Source organism: Azospirillum sp. TSO5 (genome assembly GCF_003116065.1).
Taxonomy (GTDB): domain Bacteria; phylum Pseudomonadota; class Alphaproteobacteria; order Azospirillales; family Azospirillaceae; genus Azospirillum.
In genome coordinates this window covers 1-17589 of sequence record NZ_LGQY01000099.1, presented here as the reverse complement: position 1 = coordinate 17589, position 17589 = coordinate 1, and the positions used below count along the sequence as shown (strand labels likewise).

The 17589-nt window shown below is 67.7% G+C and carries 18 protein-coding genes and 3 pseudogenes; 8 read left to right on the top strand and 13 right to left on the bottom strand.

Going from position 1 to position 17589, the window contains the following annotated elements; translation table 11 throughout:
• From TSO5_RS23110 to TSO5_RS33705, 5 genes are all read left to right on the top strand, one after another.
• Nucleotides 1–1278, top strand: a 1278-nt coding sequence (locus TSO5_RS23110) for an efflux RND transporter periplasmic adaptor subunit (protein ID WP_158282472.1), incomplete at its 5' end; no start/stop codon positions are given.
• A gap of 30 nt (nucleotides 1279–1308) precedes the next feature.
• Complete coding sequence (locus TSO5_RS23105) at nucleotides 1309–2055, top strand: ABC transporter ATP-binding protein (RefSeq protein ID WP_109153822.1); 747 nt, start codon at nucleotides 1309–1311, stop codon at nucleotides 2053–2055.
• Nucleotides 2052–3284 (top strand): ABC transporter permease, encoded by a 1233-nt coding sequence (locus TSO5_RS23100; protein ID WP_109153821.1) that lies wholly within the window; start codon nucleotides 2052–2054, stop codon nucleotides 3282–3284. Before TSO5_RS23105 ends, TSO5_RS23100 begins: the two co-directional genes overlap by 4 nt.
• A 73-nt stretch (nucleotides 3285–3357) precedes the next feature.
• On the top strand, nucleotides 3358–4404 hold the full coding sequence (locus TSO5_RS33025; RefSeq protein ID WP_109153820.1) for an ABC transporter ATP-binding protein: 1047 nt from the start codon (nucleotides 3358–3360) through the stop codon (nucleotides 4402–4404).
• Between the two features lie 16 nt (nucleotides 4405–4420).
• Nucleotides 4421–4552, top strand: coding sequence for a hypothetical protein (locus TSO5_RS33705; protein ID WP_282183528.1), 132 nt, complete (start codon nucleotides 4421–4423; stop codon nucleotides 4550–4552).
• Here TSO5_RS33705 and TSO5_RS23090 read toward each other — a convergent pair.
• From TSO5_RS23090 to TSO5_RS23075, 3 genes and pseudogenes are all read right to left on the bottom strand, one after another.
• Nucleotides 4516–4950, bottom strand: a pseudogene (locus TSO5_RS23090) (IS481 family transposase); the annotation flags it as partial. The gene TSO5_RS33705 and the pseudogene TSO5_RS23090 sit on opposite strands and share 37 nt — an antisense overlap.
• A gap of 184 nt (nucleotides 4951–5134) precedes the next feature.
• Complete coding sequence (gene rnk / locus TSO5_RS23085; protein ID WP_247870914.1) at nucleotides 5135–5557, bottom strand: nucleoside diphosphate kinase regulator; 423 nt, start codon at nucleotides 5555–5557, stop codon at nucleotides 5135–5137.
• A gap of 399 nt (nucleotides 5558–5956) precedes the next feature.
• Nucleotides 5957–6121: pseudogene (locus TSO5_RS23075) on the bottom strand (IS5/IS1182 family transposase); the annotation flags it as partial.
• A 524-nt stretch (nucleotides 6122–6645) separates the two neighbouring features.
• Between TSO5_RS23075 and TSO5_RS23070 the strand changes: the two are divergent.
• From TSO5_RS23070 to TSO5_RS23060, 3 genes are all read left to right on the top strand, one after another.
• Nucleotides 6646–7665, top strand: coding sequence for a GlxA family transcriptional regulator (locus tag TSO5_RS23070; protein ID WP_109153817.1), 1020 nt, complete (start codon nucleotides 6646–6648; stop codon nucleotides 7663–7665).
• 180 nt (nucleotides 7666–7845) lie between these two features.
• A complete protein-coding gene (locus TSO5_RS23065) occupies nucleotides 7846–8355 on the top strand; it encodes a dihydroneopterin aldolase (protein WP_109153816.1) in 510 nt (169 codons plus the stop codon).
• A gap of 4 nt (nucleotides 8356–8359) precedes the next feature.
• Nucleotides 8360–9061, top strand: a complete 702-nt coding sequence (locus TSO5_RS23060; RefSeq protein ID WP_247870913.1) for a uridylate kinase — start codon at nucleotides 8360–8362, stop codon at nucleotides 9059–9061.
• A 189-nt stretch (nucleotides 9062–9250) separates the two neighbouring features.
• Here the strand turns inward: TSO5_RS23060 and TSO5_RS23055 are convergent, their stop codons facing one another.
• From TSO5_RS23055 to TSO5_RS23015, 10 genes and pseudogenes are all read right to left on the bottom strand, one after another.
• Complete coding sequence (locus TSO5_RS23055) at nucleotides 9251–9559, bottom strand: DUF3325 domain-containing protein (RefSeq protein ID WP_109153815.1); 309 nt, start codon at nucleotides 9557–9559, stop codon at nucleotides 9251–9253.
• Nucleotides 9552–11126, bottom strand: coding sequence for a PepSY-associated TM helix domain-containing protein (locus TSO5_RS23050; protein WP_109153814.1), 1575 nt, complete (start codon nucleotides 11124–11126; stop codon nucleotides 9552–9554). The genes TSO5_RS23055 and TSO5_RS23050 overlap by 8 nt, the downstream gene beginning before the upstream one ends.
• Nucleotides 11123–11464, bottom strand: coding sequence for an iron uptake protein (locus tag TSO5_RS23045; RefSeq protein WP_146203826.1), 342 nt, complete (start codon nucleotides 11462–11464; stop codon nucleotides 11123–11125). Before TSO5_RS23045 ends, TSO5_RS23050 begins: the two co-directional genes overlap by 4 nt.
• Complete coding sequence (locus tag TSO5_RS23040) at nucleotides 11461–13683, bottom strand: TonB-dependent siderophore receptor (RefSeq protein ID WP_109153812.1); 2223 nt, start codon at nucleotides 13681–13683, stop codon at nucleotides 11461–11463. The genes TSO5_RS23045 and TSO5_RS23040 overlap by 4 nt, the downstream gene beginning before the upstream one ends.
• A gap of 19 nt (nucleotides 13684–13702) precedes the next feature.
• On the bottom strand, nucleotides 13703–16240 hold the full coding sequence (locus TSO5_RS33700; RefSeq protein ID WP_282183527.1) for an amino acid adenylation domain-containing protein: 2538 nt from the start codon (nucleotides 16238–16240) through the stop codon (nucleotides 13703–13705).
• Nucleotides 16153–16626, bottom strand: coding sequence for a condensation domain-containing protein (locus TSO5_RS33695; protein WP_109153810.1), 474 nt, complete (start codon nucleotides 16624–16626; stop codon nucleotides 16153–16155). The genes TSO5_RS33700 and TSO5_RS33695 overlap by 88 nt, the downstream gene beginning before the upstream one ends.
• Nucleotides 16627–16638: 12 nt before the next feature.
• Complete coding sequence (locus TSO5_RS33020; protein WP_199230989.1) at nucleotides 16639–16809, bottom strand: hypothetical protein; 171 nt, start codon at nucleotides 16807–16809, stop codon at nucleotides 16639–16641.
• On the bottom strand, nucleotides 16806–16997 hold the full coding sequence (locus TSO5_RS33015; protein ID WP_247870912.1) for a hypothetical protein: 192 nt from the start codon (nucleotides 16995–16997) through the stop codon (nucleotides 16806–16808). Before TSO5_RS33015 ends, TSO5_RS33020 begins: the two co-directional genes overlap by 4 nt.
• 108 nt (nucleotides 16998–17105) lie before the next feature.
• Complete coding sequence (locus TSO5_RS23020; RefSeq protein WP_247870915.1) at nucleotides 17106–17252, bottom strand: MbtH family NRPS accessory protein; 147 nt, start codon at nucleotides 17250–17252, stop codon at nucleotides 17106–17108.
• A 190-nt stretch (nucleotides 17253–17442) separates the two neighbouring features.
• Nucleotides 17443–17589, bottom strand: a pseudogene (locus tag TSO5_RS23015) (IS5/IS1182 family transposase); the annotation flags it as partial.

Here is a 17589-nt window from a genome sequence, read left to right as displayed (position 1 = left end):
GCCCCCCAGACCGCCGCTCCCGCCTATCGGACCGGACCGGTGACGCGCGGCGCGGTCACCGCATCGATCACCGCGTCCGGCACCGTCAATCCGGTCGTTACGGTGCAGGTCGGATCGCAGGTGTCGGGACAAATCAGCGAATTGGTCGCCGACTTCAACACGGAGGTGAAGACCGGCCAGCTCATCGCCCGCATCGATCCCGCGCTGTTCGAAACACAGGTGGCACAGGCGGCAGGCGATCTCGCCGTCGCCCGGGCCGGCATCCAGACCCAGCAGGCCACCGTCGCCCGCGCAGCCGCCGACCTGGAGGCGGCGCGCGCGACCCTGACCAACGTCCAGGCCCAGCTGCGCAGATCGCAGGCGCTCCTGTTCAACGCCAGGACCAGTTTCGACCGCACCCAACGGCTTTTCGAGCGGGGAAATGCGTCCGCTTCGGACCGTGACAGCGCCAAGTCCGCCAGCGACGCCGCCCAGGCCGATGTCGAGGCGCTGAGCGCACAGGAGGTCAGCCAACAGGCCACGATCCGGTCCACCGAGGCCCAGCTAAGTCTCGCCCAGGCCAACCTCGCGGCTGCGACGGCCCTGGTGCAGCAGAAGGAGGCGGCCTATCAGGGCGCGCGCATCAATCTGGAACATACGCGCATCGTCGCGCCGGTGGACGGCACCGTCATCCAGCGCAACGTTGATCGCGGCCAGACCGTTGCAGCCAGCCTGCAGGCGCCGGTGCTCTTCACCATCGCCCAGGATCTGGCGGCCATGCAGGTGGACGCATCCGTGGACGAGGCGGATGTCGGGACGGTGCGGGTCGGCCAGGAGGTGCATTTCACCGTGGATGCCTACCCCGGCCGCGCCTTTGCCGGCACGGTGCTCCAGATCCGCAAAGCACCCCAGGTCGTACAGAATGTCGTCACCTACGACGTGGTCATCTCGGCGCCCAATCCCGATCTGGCGCTCCTGCCCGGCCTGACCGCCAACGTCCGCATCGTCGTCGAGCATCGCGACGACGCGCTGCTGGTCCCCAACGCCGCTCTGCGCTATCGCCCGGCCAAGGCCCCCCCGCCGGATGCGCCGCCATCCCCACAAGCGGGCGATGTCTGGGTGCTCGGCTCGTCCGGCCAGCCGGAACGTCGCCTTCTTCGTCTCGGCACCTCCGACGGGACCGTGGTGGAGGTCGTCGAGGGCAAGCTGTCTGCCGGCGAACGGGTCATCCTTAGCGAAACCGCCCCGGCTGCCGCCACCGGCACCATGCCGTCCATGGGCGGCGGACCCCGTTTCTGACATCTGCGCCTTCCACCGGGGAGCCCGACCATGGGCAACTGGCTGATCGAGACCGAACACCTGAGCAAGGAGTATCGACTGGGGGACGTGCCCCTGCTCGCCCTGAACGACGTGTCGGTGCGCATCGCCGCCGGCGAGTTCGTGGCCGTCATGGGGCCGTCGGGATCGGGCAAGTCCACCTTCATGAACCTGCTCGGCTGCCTCGACAGCCCCAGCGCCGGCCTCTACCGCCTCGACGGGCGCGATGTGTCGCACCTTGCTCCCGATGAACTGGCGGGGGTGCGCAACCGTCTGGTAGGCTTCGTGTTCCAGGGCTTCAACCTGCTGCCGCGCACGCCGGCGGTCGAAAATGTGGAGCTGCCGCTCGTCTACGCCGGCCTATCCGCCCAGGAGCGCCGCCGCCGCGCCCTCGCCCGCCTGACTGAGGTCGGCCTTGCCGGGCGGGCATGGCATCATCCCTCGCAATTGTCGGGCGGCCAGCAGCAGCGCGTCGCCATCGCCCGTGCGCTGGTCAACGACCCGCTGCTGATCCTGGCCGACGAACCGACCGGCGCACTCGACTCGCGCACCAGCATCGAGGTCATGGCGCTGTTCCAGGGCTTCAATGCGCGCGGCATCACGGTCGTGCTGGTGACCCACGAGCCGGACATCGCAGCCTTCGCCCGGCGCACGCTGAGCTTTCGCGATGGCCGGCTGATCGACGACCGGCCGGTCGTCGCACCCCGCGTGGCGTCCGAGGTGCTGGCGGGCTTGCAGCAGCCGGGAGCCGCGGCATGAACCCCCTGTCGTCCATCCGCATCGCGTTCGCGGCATTGCGCCTCAACCTCATGCGCAGCATGCTGACCATGCTGGGGATCATCATCGGGGTGGCGTCGGTCATCACCATGATCGCGGTCGGCGCCGGAGCGGAAGCGCGCATCGCCCAACAGATCGACAGCCTCGGCTCCAACCTCATCATCGTGGTGTCCGGCGCGATCACCTCCGGCGGCGTGCGTCTGGGCTTCGGCACCCAGATGACGCTGAGCGAGGACGACGCCCAGGCCCTGCAGCGGGAAATCCCCGAGATTCTGGTCGCGGCGCCGGGGGTGCGCGGCACGGCCCAGATCATCTACGGCAACCTCAACTGGTCCACCGTGATCTTCGGCACCACCACCGACTTTCTGGCGGCACGGGATTGGGGCGTCGCTCAGGGCAGGCCCTTCGAACAAGCGGAAGAGGACCGCGCGGCCAAGGTGGCGGTGCTCGGCCAGACGGTGGCGTCCACCCTGTTCGGCAGCGCGGATCCGGTCGGCCAACTGATCCGCATCAAGAAGGTGCCGTTCACCGTGGTCGGCGTGCTGGATCGCAAGGGCCAAAGCATGCAGGGGCAGGATCAGGACGACACAGTCGTCATGCCGCTGAGCACGGCGCGCAACCGCGTGCTGGGCGGCAGCGAGGTGAGCCGGCGGGCGGTGGGCGCCATCCTGGTCAAGATGCGCGAGGGTGCCGACATGCATGCCGCCGGGACGCAGATCCACGACCTCCTGAGGCAGCGCCACCGTCTTCAGCCCGCACAGGACGATGATTTCTGGATCCGCAACCTGTCGGAGGTCGCCCAGGCACAGGAGGCATCGTCGCGCGTGCTGACGCTGCTGCTGGCGGCGGTGGCCTCGGTGTCGCTGGTGGTGGGCGGAATCGGCATCATGAACATCATGCTGGTCAGCGTGACCGAGCGGACCAGGGAGATCGGACTGCGCCTTGCCGTCGGAGCGCGCAGCCGCGACATCCTGGGCCAGTTCCTGATCGAAGCATTGACGCTGTCGCTGACCGGCGGGCTGATCGGGATCGCCGTCGGTGCCGCCGCCTCCTTCACCATCGGACATTGGGCGCACTGGCAGACGGAATTGAGCATGCCGGCGATCCTTCTGGCGGTCGGCTTTGCGGCCGTGATCGGGGTCTTCTTCGGCTTCTACCCGGCCCGCAAGGCGTCCCGCCTCCAGCCGATCGAAGCGCTGCGCTACGAGTGATGCGTGGCGGTGCAACGTACAGGGGAACGGGCGACATGAAGAACGGTCTCGACAGCGCTGCCACGGCCGGCCGGTGGCACTCGCGGCGGGCGGCGTCAGGCGCGCCGGCATGATGGAAGAACGGGCAGCCGCCGGAGTTGCGCTGCGCGAACAAGGCACCGGGCCGCTGCCGGCGTCGGTCGGCGGCTATGTCTGGCGCCACAGCGGCAAGCATCAAGTCGGGCTGGCGGTCCTTTCCATCATGGTCTTCCTTTTGAGCATCTGGCCGCTCGAGATCCAGCGGCGCATCGTCAATGATGCCATCTCGTCGAGATCGCTGTCCGCGATCGTCTGGCTGTCGGTCGCCTATTTCGGCATCGCGCTCCTCGAAGGTGTGCTCAAGTTCATCCTGAACCTCTACCGTGGCTGGGTCAGCGAAAGGGCGGTGCGGCATCTGCGCATGACCATCCTCGGCTTGGCCCGCTGCGTTCCGCGCCGGCACGATTCACAGGAAGAGGAGGGCGTGGAAATCGCGCTGGTCCTGTCGGAAGCGGAACCGATCGGCAACTTTGTCGGCATCAGCGTGTCAGAACCCTTGCTACAGACCGGCATCCTGGTCAGCGTGCTCGTCTACATCGCCCATCTGCGGCTGGAATTCGCGTTGGTCAGCGCGCTGGTTTTCCTGCCGCAGATGATCATCGTTCCGCTGATCCAGCGGGCGATCAACCGGCGGGCGGCGATGCGCATCAGGACGCTGCGCCAGATCAGCAGCAACATGATCGGCAGCACCGGAAGCACGGTGGCCGACAGCCGGGACCAGCTCAAGCGCATCGACACCGTTTTCGCGCTGAATATGGGCATCTACACGCTGAAGTTCGGGATGAACTTCCTGATGAACCTGCTGCACCACCTCGGCGTCGCCGTGATTCTTGGCATCGGCGGCTGGTACGTGGTGCGGGGAGACATCGACGTCGGTGCGGTCGTCGCGTTCGTCTCCGGCCTCGCCAAGATCGTCGATCCCTGGGGCGACCTGATCAACTGGTTCCGGGAAGCCACCGTCAGCAGTGTGAAATACCAGCTGATCGAGACGGCGGCACGGCGGATCGCCACCAGCGGGGCGTGGGCGGACCGGTCCGTATGAAGTGGGATGATTGGTGATGGGCCAGCCGCTGGCCGATCTGTCGATCAACCAGGCCTCGCCCTTGGCGATAGCTTCCTTGATCAGCGGGACGGCCGATCCGCCGCCCGGTGTGGTGAACTGGATGCCGTTGTCGGTGAGCACCGTGTGAATCTTGTACGGAACGGCGGCGATCAGGCATAGCAGGAAGTCCCTGGAGGTCGCTGTCGTCGCCGTCTCATGCAGTTCGACAAAGGCGAACTTCGACATTCGATCAATGGCGACGAACATTGCAGGCTGCAGGGCATAGAGGCAGTCATTGAGCGGCAGCAGGGTATAGCGCCGGAAGGCGACGATGACTGCCTCGTCTTCCACCGACAGCACCGTCGAACGAGGTGCCTTGGGACCGGTCTTCTCGTCGGTTACCGTGGGCCGCGCTCTCCACTTGGCAACCGTCTTCGGGTTGATCCCGTAGCGTTTGGCCAGAACCCTCAGGCTCTTTTGACTATGTTGTATCGCTCGACGGATCGCCTCTGTCGTCGTCGCGCTCCCATGGAGTACTTGGCCCACAGCGCATCCATCCGTTCCTGCAGGTAGGATGCACCATCAAATGCCGGGACCAAACAGCTAGGGGCGTTTGAACCACATCACTGAGGCGCCGGTGACATCGTCGCGTTGAACCATCCGCGGGTTCGGGGCCGGTCAAACCCGTTTCCCAAACCCGCGGCGATACCGTCGCTCTTCAGGCCATGGATCAGGCGGCGACGGCGCCCTGGTCCTCGGTGGGACGCTCGACGGCCAGGATGGTGAGGGTCTTCATCTCGCCGGCACGTGTGTACCATGCGATCGACTGCCCTTCCGCGACACCGATGAGAGCTGCGCCAATAGGAGTCAGCACCGACACACGACCGGCCGCGAGGTCGGCGTCATGCGGATACACCAGGGTGACGGTCCGCTCCTGTCCGCTGACCTCGTCCCGGAACGTTACGCGGGCGCCCATCGTGACCACCGCCAGCGCGATCTCGTTGCCGTTGATCACCGCAGCCCGATCCAGTTCGGCCGTGAGGTACTCGTAGACATCGGGCTGCTTATCGGAGACAGCCTCGACCAGGGTCGAGAGGCGGTCATGGTCAGTGGCGGTCATCACGATGGGCGGAAACTGGTCTACGGGGCGCATCGAGGTCTTCCTTTGTTTTTCTCGGCAAGCACATGCACCGACCGCCCGGCGGCGCCTCCCGGTGGGCGCCTCATCGGTCATGCAGTGGTTGCACGTGGTAACCCGACGGCCGCATAGACGCGGGTCGGGCGGATCTCATGAATTCGGAGATTAGGTTGGCCCCGGACGGTCCGGGGCCTTGCCTCAGGCGACCAGATCCGGGGCGAGCGAGCCCGCGTGAACGCGGCCTGCACGCAGGAGGTTACGGATATGGCGGTAAGGCAGGGTCATGGTTCCCCGAACTTGGACAGATTCGCCCTGGAATTCAAGCTTTACCCGATCACGGCGGGGACACGCGCACGCGCCGACCTTGGCGCGCAAATCCGCGTGAGGGCGGAGTCCACCGGCGACCAGCGATAATCAAACGACCTTGCGGGTGGCCGGCATGCCCAAGCTGGTCATAATGTTCATCACCTTGCAACCTAGGGCGGTCTCGACCTTTTGCGTGGACAGACTTCGAGCCCGGAGGCTGCGCCCGATCAGGTGCTTGTAGCGCATCATCGCCACCTCGCCCAAGGAGCGCCGGCGTAGCGCCGCATCGCAGGCAGTCCAGTTCTCGACGCGGTAGCGGGTGCTCGGCTTCAGCAGGGCCGCTTTCCTACCCCGCTATCCTGCCGCAGCCAATCTTCCGCCGATTTATGCGCCAAGGTCGACTTCGCCCGCGCCGACAACCCGTCCAACGCCAACTTGACGGTGCCTTTTGATAAGGACCGGGTCCGAAGTTCATCCAGGATCATCCGTTTGGGACATGCAGGATTACCTCGCCGGATGATATTATCGTTCGCACATACGGATGATTGGCACTAAAAACAATCCTGACTCGATCAACGTCGTGCTTCTTCAAGAATTATGTCCGCTTTGTTCAATGTCACCGGGCCGCAACCTGCGTAGGCTGCTTGTCATAAAAGTTCGATGGCGCGGAAAGGGATTGATCCCACGCCCGTCCGAACGTGGCCGCCGAAGCAAACAAGGCCACGGGTAAACAGCGTGTTCGCCGACCATTCGCGACCCACGATACGAACAGGAAAGCGGAAGAGGGGCACGGGACAATGAAGTGCATTGAACAGCAGTCCGGCGGTTCCAAGGTCGACACGATCGGTTTTCTCCTGGTTCCCGATTTCTCCATGATCGCCTTCACCGCGGCGGTGGAGCCTCTCCGCCTTGCCAACCACATCAGCGGCAAGGAACTGTATCGCTGGGTGCTGCTCTCTCCGACCGGCGGTGTCGAGCGGGCCAGCAACGGCATCCGGATCTGCGTTGACCACGCCATCGCCGACGCCCCTCAGCTGTCCACCGTGATGGTGTGCAGCGGCATCGGAGGCCACTGGTACGAGGATCGGGCGGTGTTCTCGTGGATGCGGCGGTCGGCCGCCCAGGGGATCGCCTTCGGCGCCCTGTGCACGGCCAGCCACATCCTGGCCCGGGCCGGCCTGCTGAACGGCTACCGCTGCACCATCCATTGGGAGAACATGGCCGGCTTCGCCGAGACCTTCCCGGAGATCGAGGCGACGGGGGAGCTGTTCACCATCGATCGCAACCGCTTCACCTGCGCGGGCGGCACCGCCGCCACCGACATGATGCTGCACCTGATCGCCGCCCGGCATGGCGAGAAGCTGGCGATGGACATCGCCGAACAGCTTCTCCACACCAAGATCCGGGCCGGCAGCATCCGCCAGCAGGAAGAACTGCATGCCAATCCGGTGCTGGATCACGAAGATCTCAACGCCGCCGTGGCGGTGATGCAGGCCAACATCGAGGAACCGCTGGACCTGCTGACGCTCGCCGCGGAGCTGGGCCAGTCCCGCCGGAATCTGGAGCGGCTGTTCCGCAAATACATGAACTGCTCGCCGGCGAAATACTATCTCGGCCTCCGGATGAAGCGGGCGCGGCAGCTGCTGTGCCAGACCCGCATGTCGGTGATGGAGGTGTCGATCAGCTGCGGCTTCATTTCCGCCACCCATTTCAGCAAATGCTACCGCGATCATTTCGGCATCGCACCGCGAAGCGACCGCCAGAGCCATCGGCACAGCCCGCTTGCCGCCGCGCACGAGTTCGCCGGCTTGACCTGATGCGGCAGGTACGGAGCACGCTCAACTCCGGGAAATCAGGCGGGCGGCGGCGGGAATCCTCAATTCGGTGTCGCATTCGAACACATGCCCTCCTCCGGTCGCCGATAAGGTACAAAACGGCCTGCCAGACATCCGATCCGCGCCAGGCCCCGCCGGACAACTGCCAGGAGGACGGCACCGATGCTCGAAACGATCCTTTCCGCCCAATGCGCGCGCGGCGCGGCCACGGCCGACGCCCGACTGTCCTCCATCCCGGCCGGCCTCTATGAGCTGTTCTTGGAGAATGTCGTCCTGCCTTGCCGGATCGGCGTCTTCGATTACGAGCGTGGTGCGCCTCAGCGGGTGCGCATCGATCTTCTGCTGCAGGTTCGCCAGGACGAAGCCCAGTTCTCCGACGATATCGGCGACGTGCTGTCCTATGACGATCTGCTGTCCGGGTTGAAACGGATCCTGATGGACGAGCACACCAATCTGGTCGAGATGCTGGCGGAGAAGATCGCCCGCATGTGTCTGGCCCACGAACAGGTGCAGTCGGCCCGCGTGTCGGTGGCGAAGCTGGACATTTACGACGGGGTCGCGGTTCCCGGCATCCGGCTGGAGCGGACGCGCGACCAGATGCCGGGATCGTCCCTGCCGGCGTCACATCGCCTGATGGTCATGGCCAACCACTTGGCCGACCGGCGGAGCTGATCCGATGACGGCCAACGCATCGCCAGAAGACGGATCGCCAGACACCGCGGCGCGGCCCTGGGTGATCAAGATCGGCGGCAGCCTGTCGGACTGGCACCGGCTGGGAACCTGGTTGGACCTGATCGCCCGTCCCGGCCATCTCCACCCTCTGGTCATCGTGCCGGGTGGCGGCCCGTTCGCCGATGCCGTCCGTGACGCCCAGGACAATTGGCGCTTCGACGACCGCCTCGCCCATCGCATGGCCCTGCTGGCGATGGAGCAGTTCGGGCTGATGCTGCACGGCATCTGCCCGACCCTGCAGACGGCGGCGACGCACGAGCGGCTGCGGTCGCTGATCCGGGCACGGATGCCGGCGGTGTGGCTGCCGTCCGCCATGGTGCTGGACCGGCCGGAGATCGCCGAAAGCTGGGAGGTCACCTCCGACAGTCTCGCGGCTTGGTTGGCGGTGGAGCTGGATGCGGCGGCGCTGGTGCTGGTCAAGTCGGGACCCTGCCCCTGCGCGGCGACCGATGCGGCGTCGCTGGCGCGCGACGGGCTGGTCGACGCGGCCTTTCCGCACTGGCGCGCGCGCTTCTCCGGCGAGAGCTGGTGCATCCATCGCGACAACCACAGCCTGATGGAAGAGGCACTTGCCGGCCGCGCGAATCCCGGCTGCGGCCTGCTGCGCAACCCGGAGACGGAACTTCTGCCGGGCGTGCGGGTATGACCGAATCATCCCCTGCTCCCGCTCCGCCAAGGCTGGCCTTGGCACTGACCTGATCCGGCCATTATGTCAAGGAGACGCTCGACCTGATCGGCGCCAGCGGCACCCTGCACATCGCCACCTTCGGCGTGACCCGCAGCGGGGAGGATCTGGTGATCGACCCGGACAGGGTCGCCGGCCTCGTCCGAAGCGTCACCGCGTCCGGCCGCGCGCCGGCCTGCACAGCCATGTGACCGTGACGCTGACGGCGAGCGCAGCCGCGGTCAGCGCCAGCACCCAGAGCAGGATGCCGAAGCCGGCGCCGTCCCGGTGCACCGCGGCAGACAAGGCCGCCGCCATGCACAGCGCCGCGGCACAGCGCAGGCGATGGACCGTCCGCCGCGGCAGAGCTCGCCCGGAATCGACCAGATCGCGCCAATGCCGCTCCACCGTCAGGGCGAGCGCCCCGAAGGCGAGGTAGCAGAGCCCGAAGATCGCGGGGAAGGACAGGACATCAGGCATGATCGGTCAGCTTCGACAGGGTGGACAGTTCTGGCCGCGTACGCCGGGCCAGACACTTGGAGACGCGCCAGGCACCGGCCGCCGTCAGCGCCAGCACGGCGTCGACGCCGACCACCGCCCAGTCGCCGGCCGCAGTTGCCCGGACGGGATGGTCCCCGGTGGTGATCCAGTTCAACAGCACGCAGGCCGCGGCCAGCAGGGCGACGGCGGCGCACTGGCTGCTCCAGGGCGGATCGAGTTTGGTGCGGATCGCGGCGTGAACGGCGCCGGCGATCCAGCTCAGGAAGAAGACGCCGACCTCCACCAGCTCGCGTGACGGCGCCCCGGACGGCAGCAGGCGGTTGGCCGCCATCATCGCCAGCGTGGCGATCAGCAGCCCGGTGGTGGTGCCGCAGGTCAGCGCGGCGACGCTGCGCCAGCCCACGCCGGGCAGGCCATGGACGACGCGCCGCTTCTCCATCCAGTGCAGCATGCCGGTGCCGATCAGCACGCAGCCGGTCAAGCCGAACAGGAAATAGAGCCAGCGCAGCGGCCAATGCTCGAAGGCGGCGAAGTGCAGTCCGGACATCACCCGGTGCGCCGCCACCATCGGTCCCGGCCGCTGGTACTTCAGCAGCGCGCCGGTCACGCCGTCGAAGAAGACCGGCTGGACATCCAGGCTGATGCGGTCGCCGGTGTCGCGGTTGATGCGGACCACCGATGCGGCATCACCCGCATTGTAGACGAAGACCACCGCCGCCTCGCCCCCGCCCCATAGGCGTCTGGCCTCGGCCACCATCGGGTCGAGCGGTGCCGCCGCCGCCGGGATGCCGGTGCGCGGCCGGCTGTAGTTGCCGAGCGCGTCGTCGTAGAAGCGCTGCACGTACCCGCCATAGAGCGCCTGGACGCCGGCCGGCAGCACGATCGGCAGGATGATGACGATCCCGGTGAAGGTGATCATCAGATGGAAGGGCAGCACCAGCACCCCAGTCAGGTTGTGCAGGTCGAGCAGCGAGCGGCGAAGTTGGCCCCAGCTGCGGAAGGTGAAGAAATCCTTGAAGATCCGTGCGTGGATGATGACGCCGGAGATCAGCCCGGCCAGCATCGCCACCGACGCGAAGGACACGATCCAATAGCCGACGAAGCCCGCCCGCAGATGCAGGCTGTAATGGAGCGGATAGAAGAAGGAGCTGGCGCCCAGCGTTCCCACCGGCGGCAGCAGCGTGCCGCCGGCGGTCGCCATGCCGCCGGCAGTGCCGTTTTCGGTGCGCACCCGCAAGGCCATCACCGGGCGCCGTTCGTCCGGCAGCTGCACATACCAGTCGCGGACAGTCCGTCCGGCGGCGAGCCGCTCCATCAGCGGCACCACCGTCCGGTCCAACGAAACCGCCGCCTCCGGCGCCTCCACCGCGCCGATCCGGGTGTCCGGCATCATCCAGCGGTCGATCTCGGAGGCAAAGACCGCCAGCGAGCCCATGAAGAAGACCAGCATCAGCAGCCCGCCGAGCGTCACTCCCGCCCAGGTGTGCGGCCACAGCATCGCGGCGCGCAGCGCCGGGCTGATCAGCTTGCGCTTTCCCGCCGTCATGGCGTCGTGATTCCGACAAGCCGCGACGCGGCGATCATCACGACCGCACCGCCGCCCAGCACTGCCCAGCCGACACCGGCTCGCGGCACCGCGAAGGCCCACAGCGACACCGCCGGCAGGACCAGCAGGGCGAGCAGGCTGGCGGCGGTCACCGCTTCCGCCGGGGCCATACCGGCCACAGTCCCCAATTCCGCCCCGAAGGCGGCGATGCCCCAGGCGAAGCCGTAGGCCCCGAAGACCGCCGCCGTCACCCGCGCGGCGGTGCGGAGGCGCGATGGCCTCCGCTTTGGACCATTGCCGGCAACGGTCCGCTGCCGCAGGGCCTTCGCCTCCGTCACAGCTTCGCCCGCAGGGTCAGCAGCACCGTGCGCGGCTCGCCGTAGATGTTGCCGGACTGCGGCGTGCCGACGCGCTGGTAATAGGTGCGGTCGAACAGGTTTTTGACGTTGACCGCCGCCGTCACCTTCTCCGTCACATCATAGGCGACGCGGGCGTCCACCGTCGCATAGCCGCCCTGGGTCAGGCGAGCGCCGCCCAGCGACGGGAACTCGTTGTACATGGAGCTTTGGGCGGTGACGCCGCCGCCGACGCTCAGCCGGTCGTCGATGCTCTCCGGCAGGCGATAGTTGGTCCACAGCTTCACCTGATGCATCGGCGCGATGGCGGTGAAGGCGCTCGCCGCGTTGGCGCTGCTGTCCAGGCTCTTGGCACGGGTGAAGGTGTAGCCGGCATAGATGTCCCAACCCGGCAGGATCTCGCCGGAGACATCCAGCTCGAAGCCGCGGCTCTGCGCCTTGCCGCCGGAGACGTAGATCGACTGGTTGGGGAAGCGCGGGTCGGACTGCGGCCGGTTCTCCTCCTCGATGTGGAAGACGGAGGCGGTGGCGTGCAGGCGGCCCCCGAAGTAATCGGCCTTGATGCCGGCCTCATACTGCCGCCCCTTCAGCGGCTCCAGCACCTTGCCAGACGCATCGACGTAGGATTGCGGCTCGTACACCTGCGAGACGCTGGTGTAGAGGGCGTAAGTGGAGTTGACGTCGTAGACGAGGCCGGCATAGGGCGTGACCTTGCCGCGGACGGACGCGCTGCTTTCCGGGGTGCCGGCCAGGGCGTCGGCATCGACCTTGGTCTGCCACCAGTTCATCCGCCCGCCGACGATCAGCTTCAGCGGCTCGGCCAGCTTCAGGCGCAGAACGCCGTAGGTGCCCCAGCTGTCGGTGGTGGTCTTGGTGTCCTTCTGCCAGTCGCGCCAAGCCGGCTCTGCCGCCGAGGCGTCGGGCGAGAAGATGTTCTGCGTCACCGACCAGTTGCCGACCGGATTGGCGGCGCGGTGGCGGAAGGTCGTCCGCTCGTAATTGGCGCCGACGGCCGCCTCATGGGTCAGGCCGAACAGCCCGAAATTGCCGGTGGCCGACAGGTCGGCGCCCATTTGCTCCTGGTCGTAGCGGACCTTCTGGGCGAACAGCGTCGTCCGGTTCACCCCCGGCGTGACCGGCGAATAGGCATACGCCATCTTCCGGTCCATCTCGTTGTCGATGTAATGGGTGGCCAGCTTCACCGCCCAGCCATTGTCGAATTTGTGCTCAAGGTCGGCGAAGCCGCCCTTGGTGGTGAAGACGTCCTCGTTCCACTTCTCGCCCAGCGAGGTCGAGCGGTCGACGTCGAGCAGGCGCAGTTGCGGCCGCCCACCCACCACCGACGCATAGGCCGGCAGGTTCCAGGCGCCCTGGTAGCTCATGCGCTGGTACCAGGCGCCAGCCGTCAGGGTGGTGTCGGGCGTCAGGTCGGCGGCGATGCTGCCATAGGCCAGCCCACGGCGCTGCTCCGTCCAGTCCTGGAAGGCGTTGCGGTCCTGATAGGCGCCGACGAAGCGCCCGCGCAGGCTACCGGACTCGTTCAGCGAACCGGTGATGTCCCCTTCGCCGCGATAGTTGGCGTAGGAGCCGGCGGTCAGTTCGCCATAGCCTTCCAGCGTCTTCTTCGGGGTCTTGCGAACCAGATTGACGGCGCCGCCCGGCCCGCCCATGCCGTTCAGCAGGCCGGCCGGTCCCTTCAGCACCTCGACCCGCTCATACATCGCCAGATCGGGCGAGGCGAAGATGCGGTCGTCCAGCGTCGTCGGCACGCCGTCGAACTGCAGGTTGGTGATCTCGAAGCCGCGCGAATAGAAGTTCAGGCGGTTGCCGTCGATCGGCTCCACCGTGACGCCGGGCGTCTGCCGCATGGCGTCTTCCAGCGTGATGAGCTTCTGTTCCTCGATGCGTTCACGCGGCACCGTGATGACGGTCTGCGGCACCTCGCGCGGCGCCGACGGCAGCTTGGAGCCGACGGTGGTCGGCGGGTTGGCGTCGCGCTGGCGGTCGGCACTGACGTCGATCGTCGGCAGCGTCATCGTCTCCAACGAGGCATTGCCGGTGTTTTGCGCCGCATTCCGGATCGCAGTCTGAGCCAGTGCGACGGCCGGCAGCAGCAGGGCTGCCGCCGCGACCGACCCCAGCAGGCGGACGCGCCCCCTGTTAATTCCCCGACGGCGTCGGGGCTGCCCAATGGTCTTCATTCTCAAAGTCCCCCATTCGTCACTGTGCTGATGTCGTTTTGCGGATTTGTTGGCCGCGGCCCCGCTCGGCGTCCGCCGTCAGGGCCGTGGCGATTTCCTGCGCACGGATCGGCAGGATCGAGAGCAGGGTGTCGCTGAGGCCGTGCGTCGCCTCGCAGCAGCCCTGCAGATACAGGCCGGCGGTGCAGCCGGGGACGGTCGGCAGGCGGGCGGCGAGATGGGCGTGCAGGTCGGGCAGCTCCGTCCCGTCGGTCGTCACCAGATAGGCGCAGAGCAGCGCATCACCGGCGGTCGGCATATGGGCGGCGACGACGGAGTGGCGCACCTGCGGGAGGCTGTCGAGCGCCGCTTTCACCTCCGCCGCCTCGATGCGGAAGCCGCGGATCTTCATCTGATGGTCGCGGCGGCCCAGGAATTCTATGGCGCCATCGGTGCGCCGCCGGGCGCGGTCGCCGGTGCGATAGATGCGGCTGCCGGAACCGGCACCGGGTGCGCCGTCCTCGGGGAACGGGTTCGGCAGGAAGCAGGCCGCGGTCAGGCCTGGTTGTCCGCCATAGCCGCGCGCCAGCTCCAGCCCGCCGATCCACAGGTCACCGGCGACGCCGCTTGGTACCGGTTCCAGTCGGCGGTCCAGGATGTGAAGGCGGTTGTTGGCGACGGCATGGCCGATGGGAACCGTGCCGTCGCCCTCCCCGGCCCGCTCCACCGGCCAGGCGGCGGACCAGACGGTTGTTTCGGTCGGGCCATAGACGTTCAGCAGCCGCACGCCGCGCTCCAGCAGGCCACGGGCCAGCCCGGCGCCCAGCGCCTCGCCGCCGCACACCGCGCGCAGGCCCGGCCACGACTGTTCGGTGACGTCCAGCAGCATGCGCCAAGTCGCCAGCGTCACCTGCAGGACGGTGATGCCGTGGCGTTCGATCAGCCCGGCGAGGGCTTGCGGATCGTGGGCCTGCTCGCGCGTGGCGAGGATGACGCGGGCACCGGCGACCAGCGGCAGGAACAGCTCCAGCCCGACAATGTCGAAGCCCAGCGTCGCCACCGCCAGCAGCCGGTCATCGGCGGCGAGGCCGATCTGCGCCTGCAAGGCGTAGAGGAAGCTGGCGAAGGCTTGCCGGTCGATCTGCACGCCCTTCGGCACGCCAGTCGATCCCGAGGTGTAGAGCGTGTAGGCGAGCTGGCGCCGATGCACCGGGCGGCCGGGATTGGCGTCCGCCAACTCCTCGTATCCGGCGGCGAACTCCGCCAGCGGCGCGTCGATCACCAGCACCGGCCGGGCATGGGCCAGGATGTGGGCATTGCGCGCCGCCGGCTGGTCGAGGTCGAGCGGCAGATAGGCGCCGCCCGCCTTCTGGATCGCCAGCAGCGCGACCGGCAGATCGACCCCGCGCGGCAGCGCCACCGCCACCAGACTGTCGGCACCGACCCCGCGGGCGGCTAGCCAGCGGGCGAGCCGGTTGGCCCGTGCGTTCAAGGCTCGGTAGGTCAGCGCGGCTTCGCCGCAAACTAGGGCGACGCAGTCCGGCAGGTCGGCGGCGGTGCGTTCCACCATCGCCACGAGGTCCGCCGCCGGATCCAGCGCCACGGCGGTGTCGTTCCAGCGCGTCAGCTCCTCCGCTCGCGCCACCGGCGCCATCAGCGGCAGGTCGGCCAGCAAGGCGCGGAAGCCGGCTGCCAAACACTCGGCTGTCGCGGCATCGAACAAGTCGGTGGCATAGTCGATCGCGCAGATCGCCCCCGCCTCCCCCACCGCCACGTCGAGCGTCAGAGCCAGCTTGGCGGCGGTCTCCGCCACCGGGAGCGGCGTCACGGTCAGCCCCGGCAACCGCAAAGTAGCGGGCGCCTCCATCCGCAGGTTCAGCAGGGTCTGGAACAGCGGCGTCCGGCTGCCGTCCCGCACCGGATCGAGCCGCTCCAGCAAGCGTTCGATGGGGGCGGCGCCGTCACTCAGCGCCGCCAGCGCCTCGCCGCGCAACCGCCGGCACTGGGTGCGGCCGGTCAGGCCGGGCGTCAGGCGAACCCGGAAGACCTGGGTCTCGACAAAGAAGCCGACCAGCGGCTCCAGTTCCTCGTCGTTCCGTCCGGCGTCCGGCACGCCGACTGCGAAATCATCCTGCCCGGACCAGCGGCCGAGCAGGGACTGCCATGCCGCCAGAAGCGGAATGAAGGGCGTGCAGGCTTCCGCCCGCGCGAGAGCGCGCAGGGCGGAAACCGTCTCATCCGGCAAGGAGAACTCGACCCGCGCCCCGGCGCTGCCGCGAACGCTCGGGCGCGACCAGTCGGTCTGCGGTTCCAGGGTCGGGATGCCGGTGCCGAGCCGCTCGACGGCTCGCTCGACCGCCCGTTCGATGCGCCCCTGCGCCGCCTCGTCGCGCTGTGCCCGCGCATGATCGGCATATTGCAGGGCCAGCGGGTGAAGCAGCGCGGTCGGGTCGGCTTCCGGATCCGCCAGGGCGGCGACATAGGCGGTCATCAGGTCGCGCGCCAGGTTTGGGTTTGACGGACCGTCCGACAGGATGTGGTGCATCGCCAGCAGCAGCACCGACCCTCCGCCGGCCAGCGACAGCAGCGTTGCGCGGATCGGCGGGCCGGCGGGCCGGCGGAGAGGTCGAATGGCCTCCGCGTCTCCTCGCGGATCCGCTCCGCCAGCGCAGCCTCGCCGGGCTGGAAGGCCTCCCGCGTCAACCGCAGGGTCGGACGGGACAGCACCACCTGCTGCGGCGCCCTGTCCCGCTCATCGAACCTCGTCCGCAGGATGGCGTGCCTCCAGGCCAGTTCCTCCAGCGCCCGCTCCAGGGCCGCCGCATCCAGGGCGCCCTCCAGACGGAAGACGCGCGTCAGATTGTAGGTGGCATCCGCCGGGTCCAGGCGGTGGAGCAGCCACAAGCGCTCCTGCGCCAGCGACAGCAGCGCCGCGTCTTCAATGAGATTAAGAGTTACTAGCATCTATCGGCCCGCTTATTCCGCCGCGAGGCTGGTGGAGGCCGCGCCCGCCGCCCGGTCGGCCAGAGCGGCCCGCAGGGCAGTCCGGAAGCGGGCGGAGATCTCGTCGATCTCTGCGGCGCTGAGGATCAGCGGTGGTAGGAACCGCAACACGGCGCCATGGCGCCCACCCAGCTCCAGGATCAAACCCTGTTCCAGGCAGCGGCGCTGCAGCGACCGGGCAAGCTCGCCATCGGCCGGGCACCCAGCCGCAGAGACGGCCGGCGCTCATCCACGATCTCGACGCCGATCATCAGGCCCGGTCCCCGCACGTCGCTCAGGCAGGGATGGTCGGCCTGAATTGCCCGCAGATGGCCGGTCAGCCGCGCGCCCATGGCGGCGGCATGCTCGTCCAGGCGGTCGGTGCGGATCCGGTGCAGGGTGGATGGTCGCGGTCATGGGCACATCTCCCTCATCGGGAATACGGGATCGGGCACGGCAGGTCAGGCCGCATCGCCCAAGGCGCGGCGCAGGCTGAGCGGACGCATGTCGGTCCACACCCGCTCGATGTGGGCGAGGCAGTCCTCCTTGGGGCCGCTGACACCGACCGTGCGCCAACCGGCAGGAACCGGCTTATGGTCGGGCCAGATCGAGTACTATTCCTCGTCATTCACCACGACGTGAAATCGCGTGTCCGGGCTGTCCCAGTTCATGCCGAAGCTCCTTCAGGTCAGGGCACGGAAGAGGTGATCGTGTTCGGGGAATGCGCGTTCGGAAGATCGTGTCACGCCTTCTTGCATAATGAGATTGATTCTCATTTGCAAGTCGATTTGTAGTGCGCTAGACCTTACGGGAGACCGGCATGCCGGAGGCTGGTCATTCTGTTAAGGACCTTGCTGCCGACTCTGGCCTCGACCTTCTGCGCGGACAGAGTCCGAGCGCGGAGGCTGCGGCCGCTCAGCGGCTTGTACCTCAACATCGACACCT

Bases quoted from the DNA above. Each gene is read 5' to 3' on its own strand.
- TSO5_RS23105 (WP_109153822.1), top strand. From the start codon at position 1,309: ATGGGCAACTGGCTGATCGAGACCGAACACCTGAGCAAGGAGTATCGA.
- TSO5_RS23100 (WP_109153821.1), top strand. From the start codon at position 2,052: ATGAACCCCCTGTCGTCCATCCGCATCGCGTTCGCGGCATTGCGCCTC.
- TSO5_RS33705 (WP_282183528.1), top strand. From the start codon at position 4,421: ATGGGCCAGCCGCTGGCCGATCTGTCGATCAACCAGGCCTCGCCCTTG.
- rnk (WP_247870914.1), bottom strand. From the start codon at position 5,557: ATGCGCCCCGTAGACCAGTTTCCGCCCATCGTGATGACCGCCACTGAC.
- TSO5_RS23070 (WP_109153817.1), top strand. From the start codon at position 6,646: ATGAAGTGCATTGAACAGCAGTCCGGCGGTTCCAAGGTCGACACGATC.
- TSO5_RS23065 (WP_109153816.1), top strand. From the start codon at position 7,846: ATGCTCGAAACGATCCTTTCCGCCCAATGCGCGCGCGGCGCGGCCACG.
- TSO5_RS23060 (WP_247870913.1), top strand. From the start codon at position 8,360: ATGACGGCCAACGCATCGCCAGAAGACGGATCGCCAGACACCGCGGCG.
- TSO5_RS23055 (WP_109153815.1), bottom strand. From the start codon at position 9,559: ATGCCTGATGTCCTGTCCTTCCCCGCGATCTTCGGGCTCTGCTACCTC.
- TSO5_RS23050 (WP_109153814.1), bottom strand. From the start codon at position 11,126: ATGACGGCGGGAAAGCGCAAGCTGATCAGCCCGGCGCTGCGCGCCGCG.
- TSO5_RS23040 (WP_109153812.1), bottom strand. From the start codon at position 13,683: ATGAAGACCATTGGGCAGCCCCGACGCCGTCGGGGAATTAACAGGGGG.
- TSO5_RS33695 (WP_109153810.1), bottom strand. From the start codon at position 16,626: ATGCTAGTAACTCTTAATCTCATTGAAGACGCGGCGCTGCTGTCGCTG.
- TSO5_RS33015 (WP_247870912.1), bottom strand. From the start codon at position 16,997: ATGGGCGCGCGGCTGACCGGCCATCTGCGGGCAATTCAGGCCGACCAT.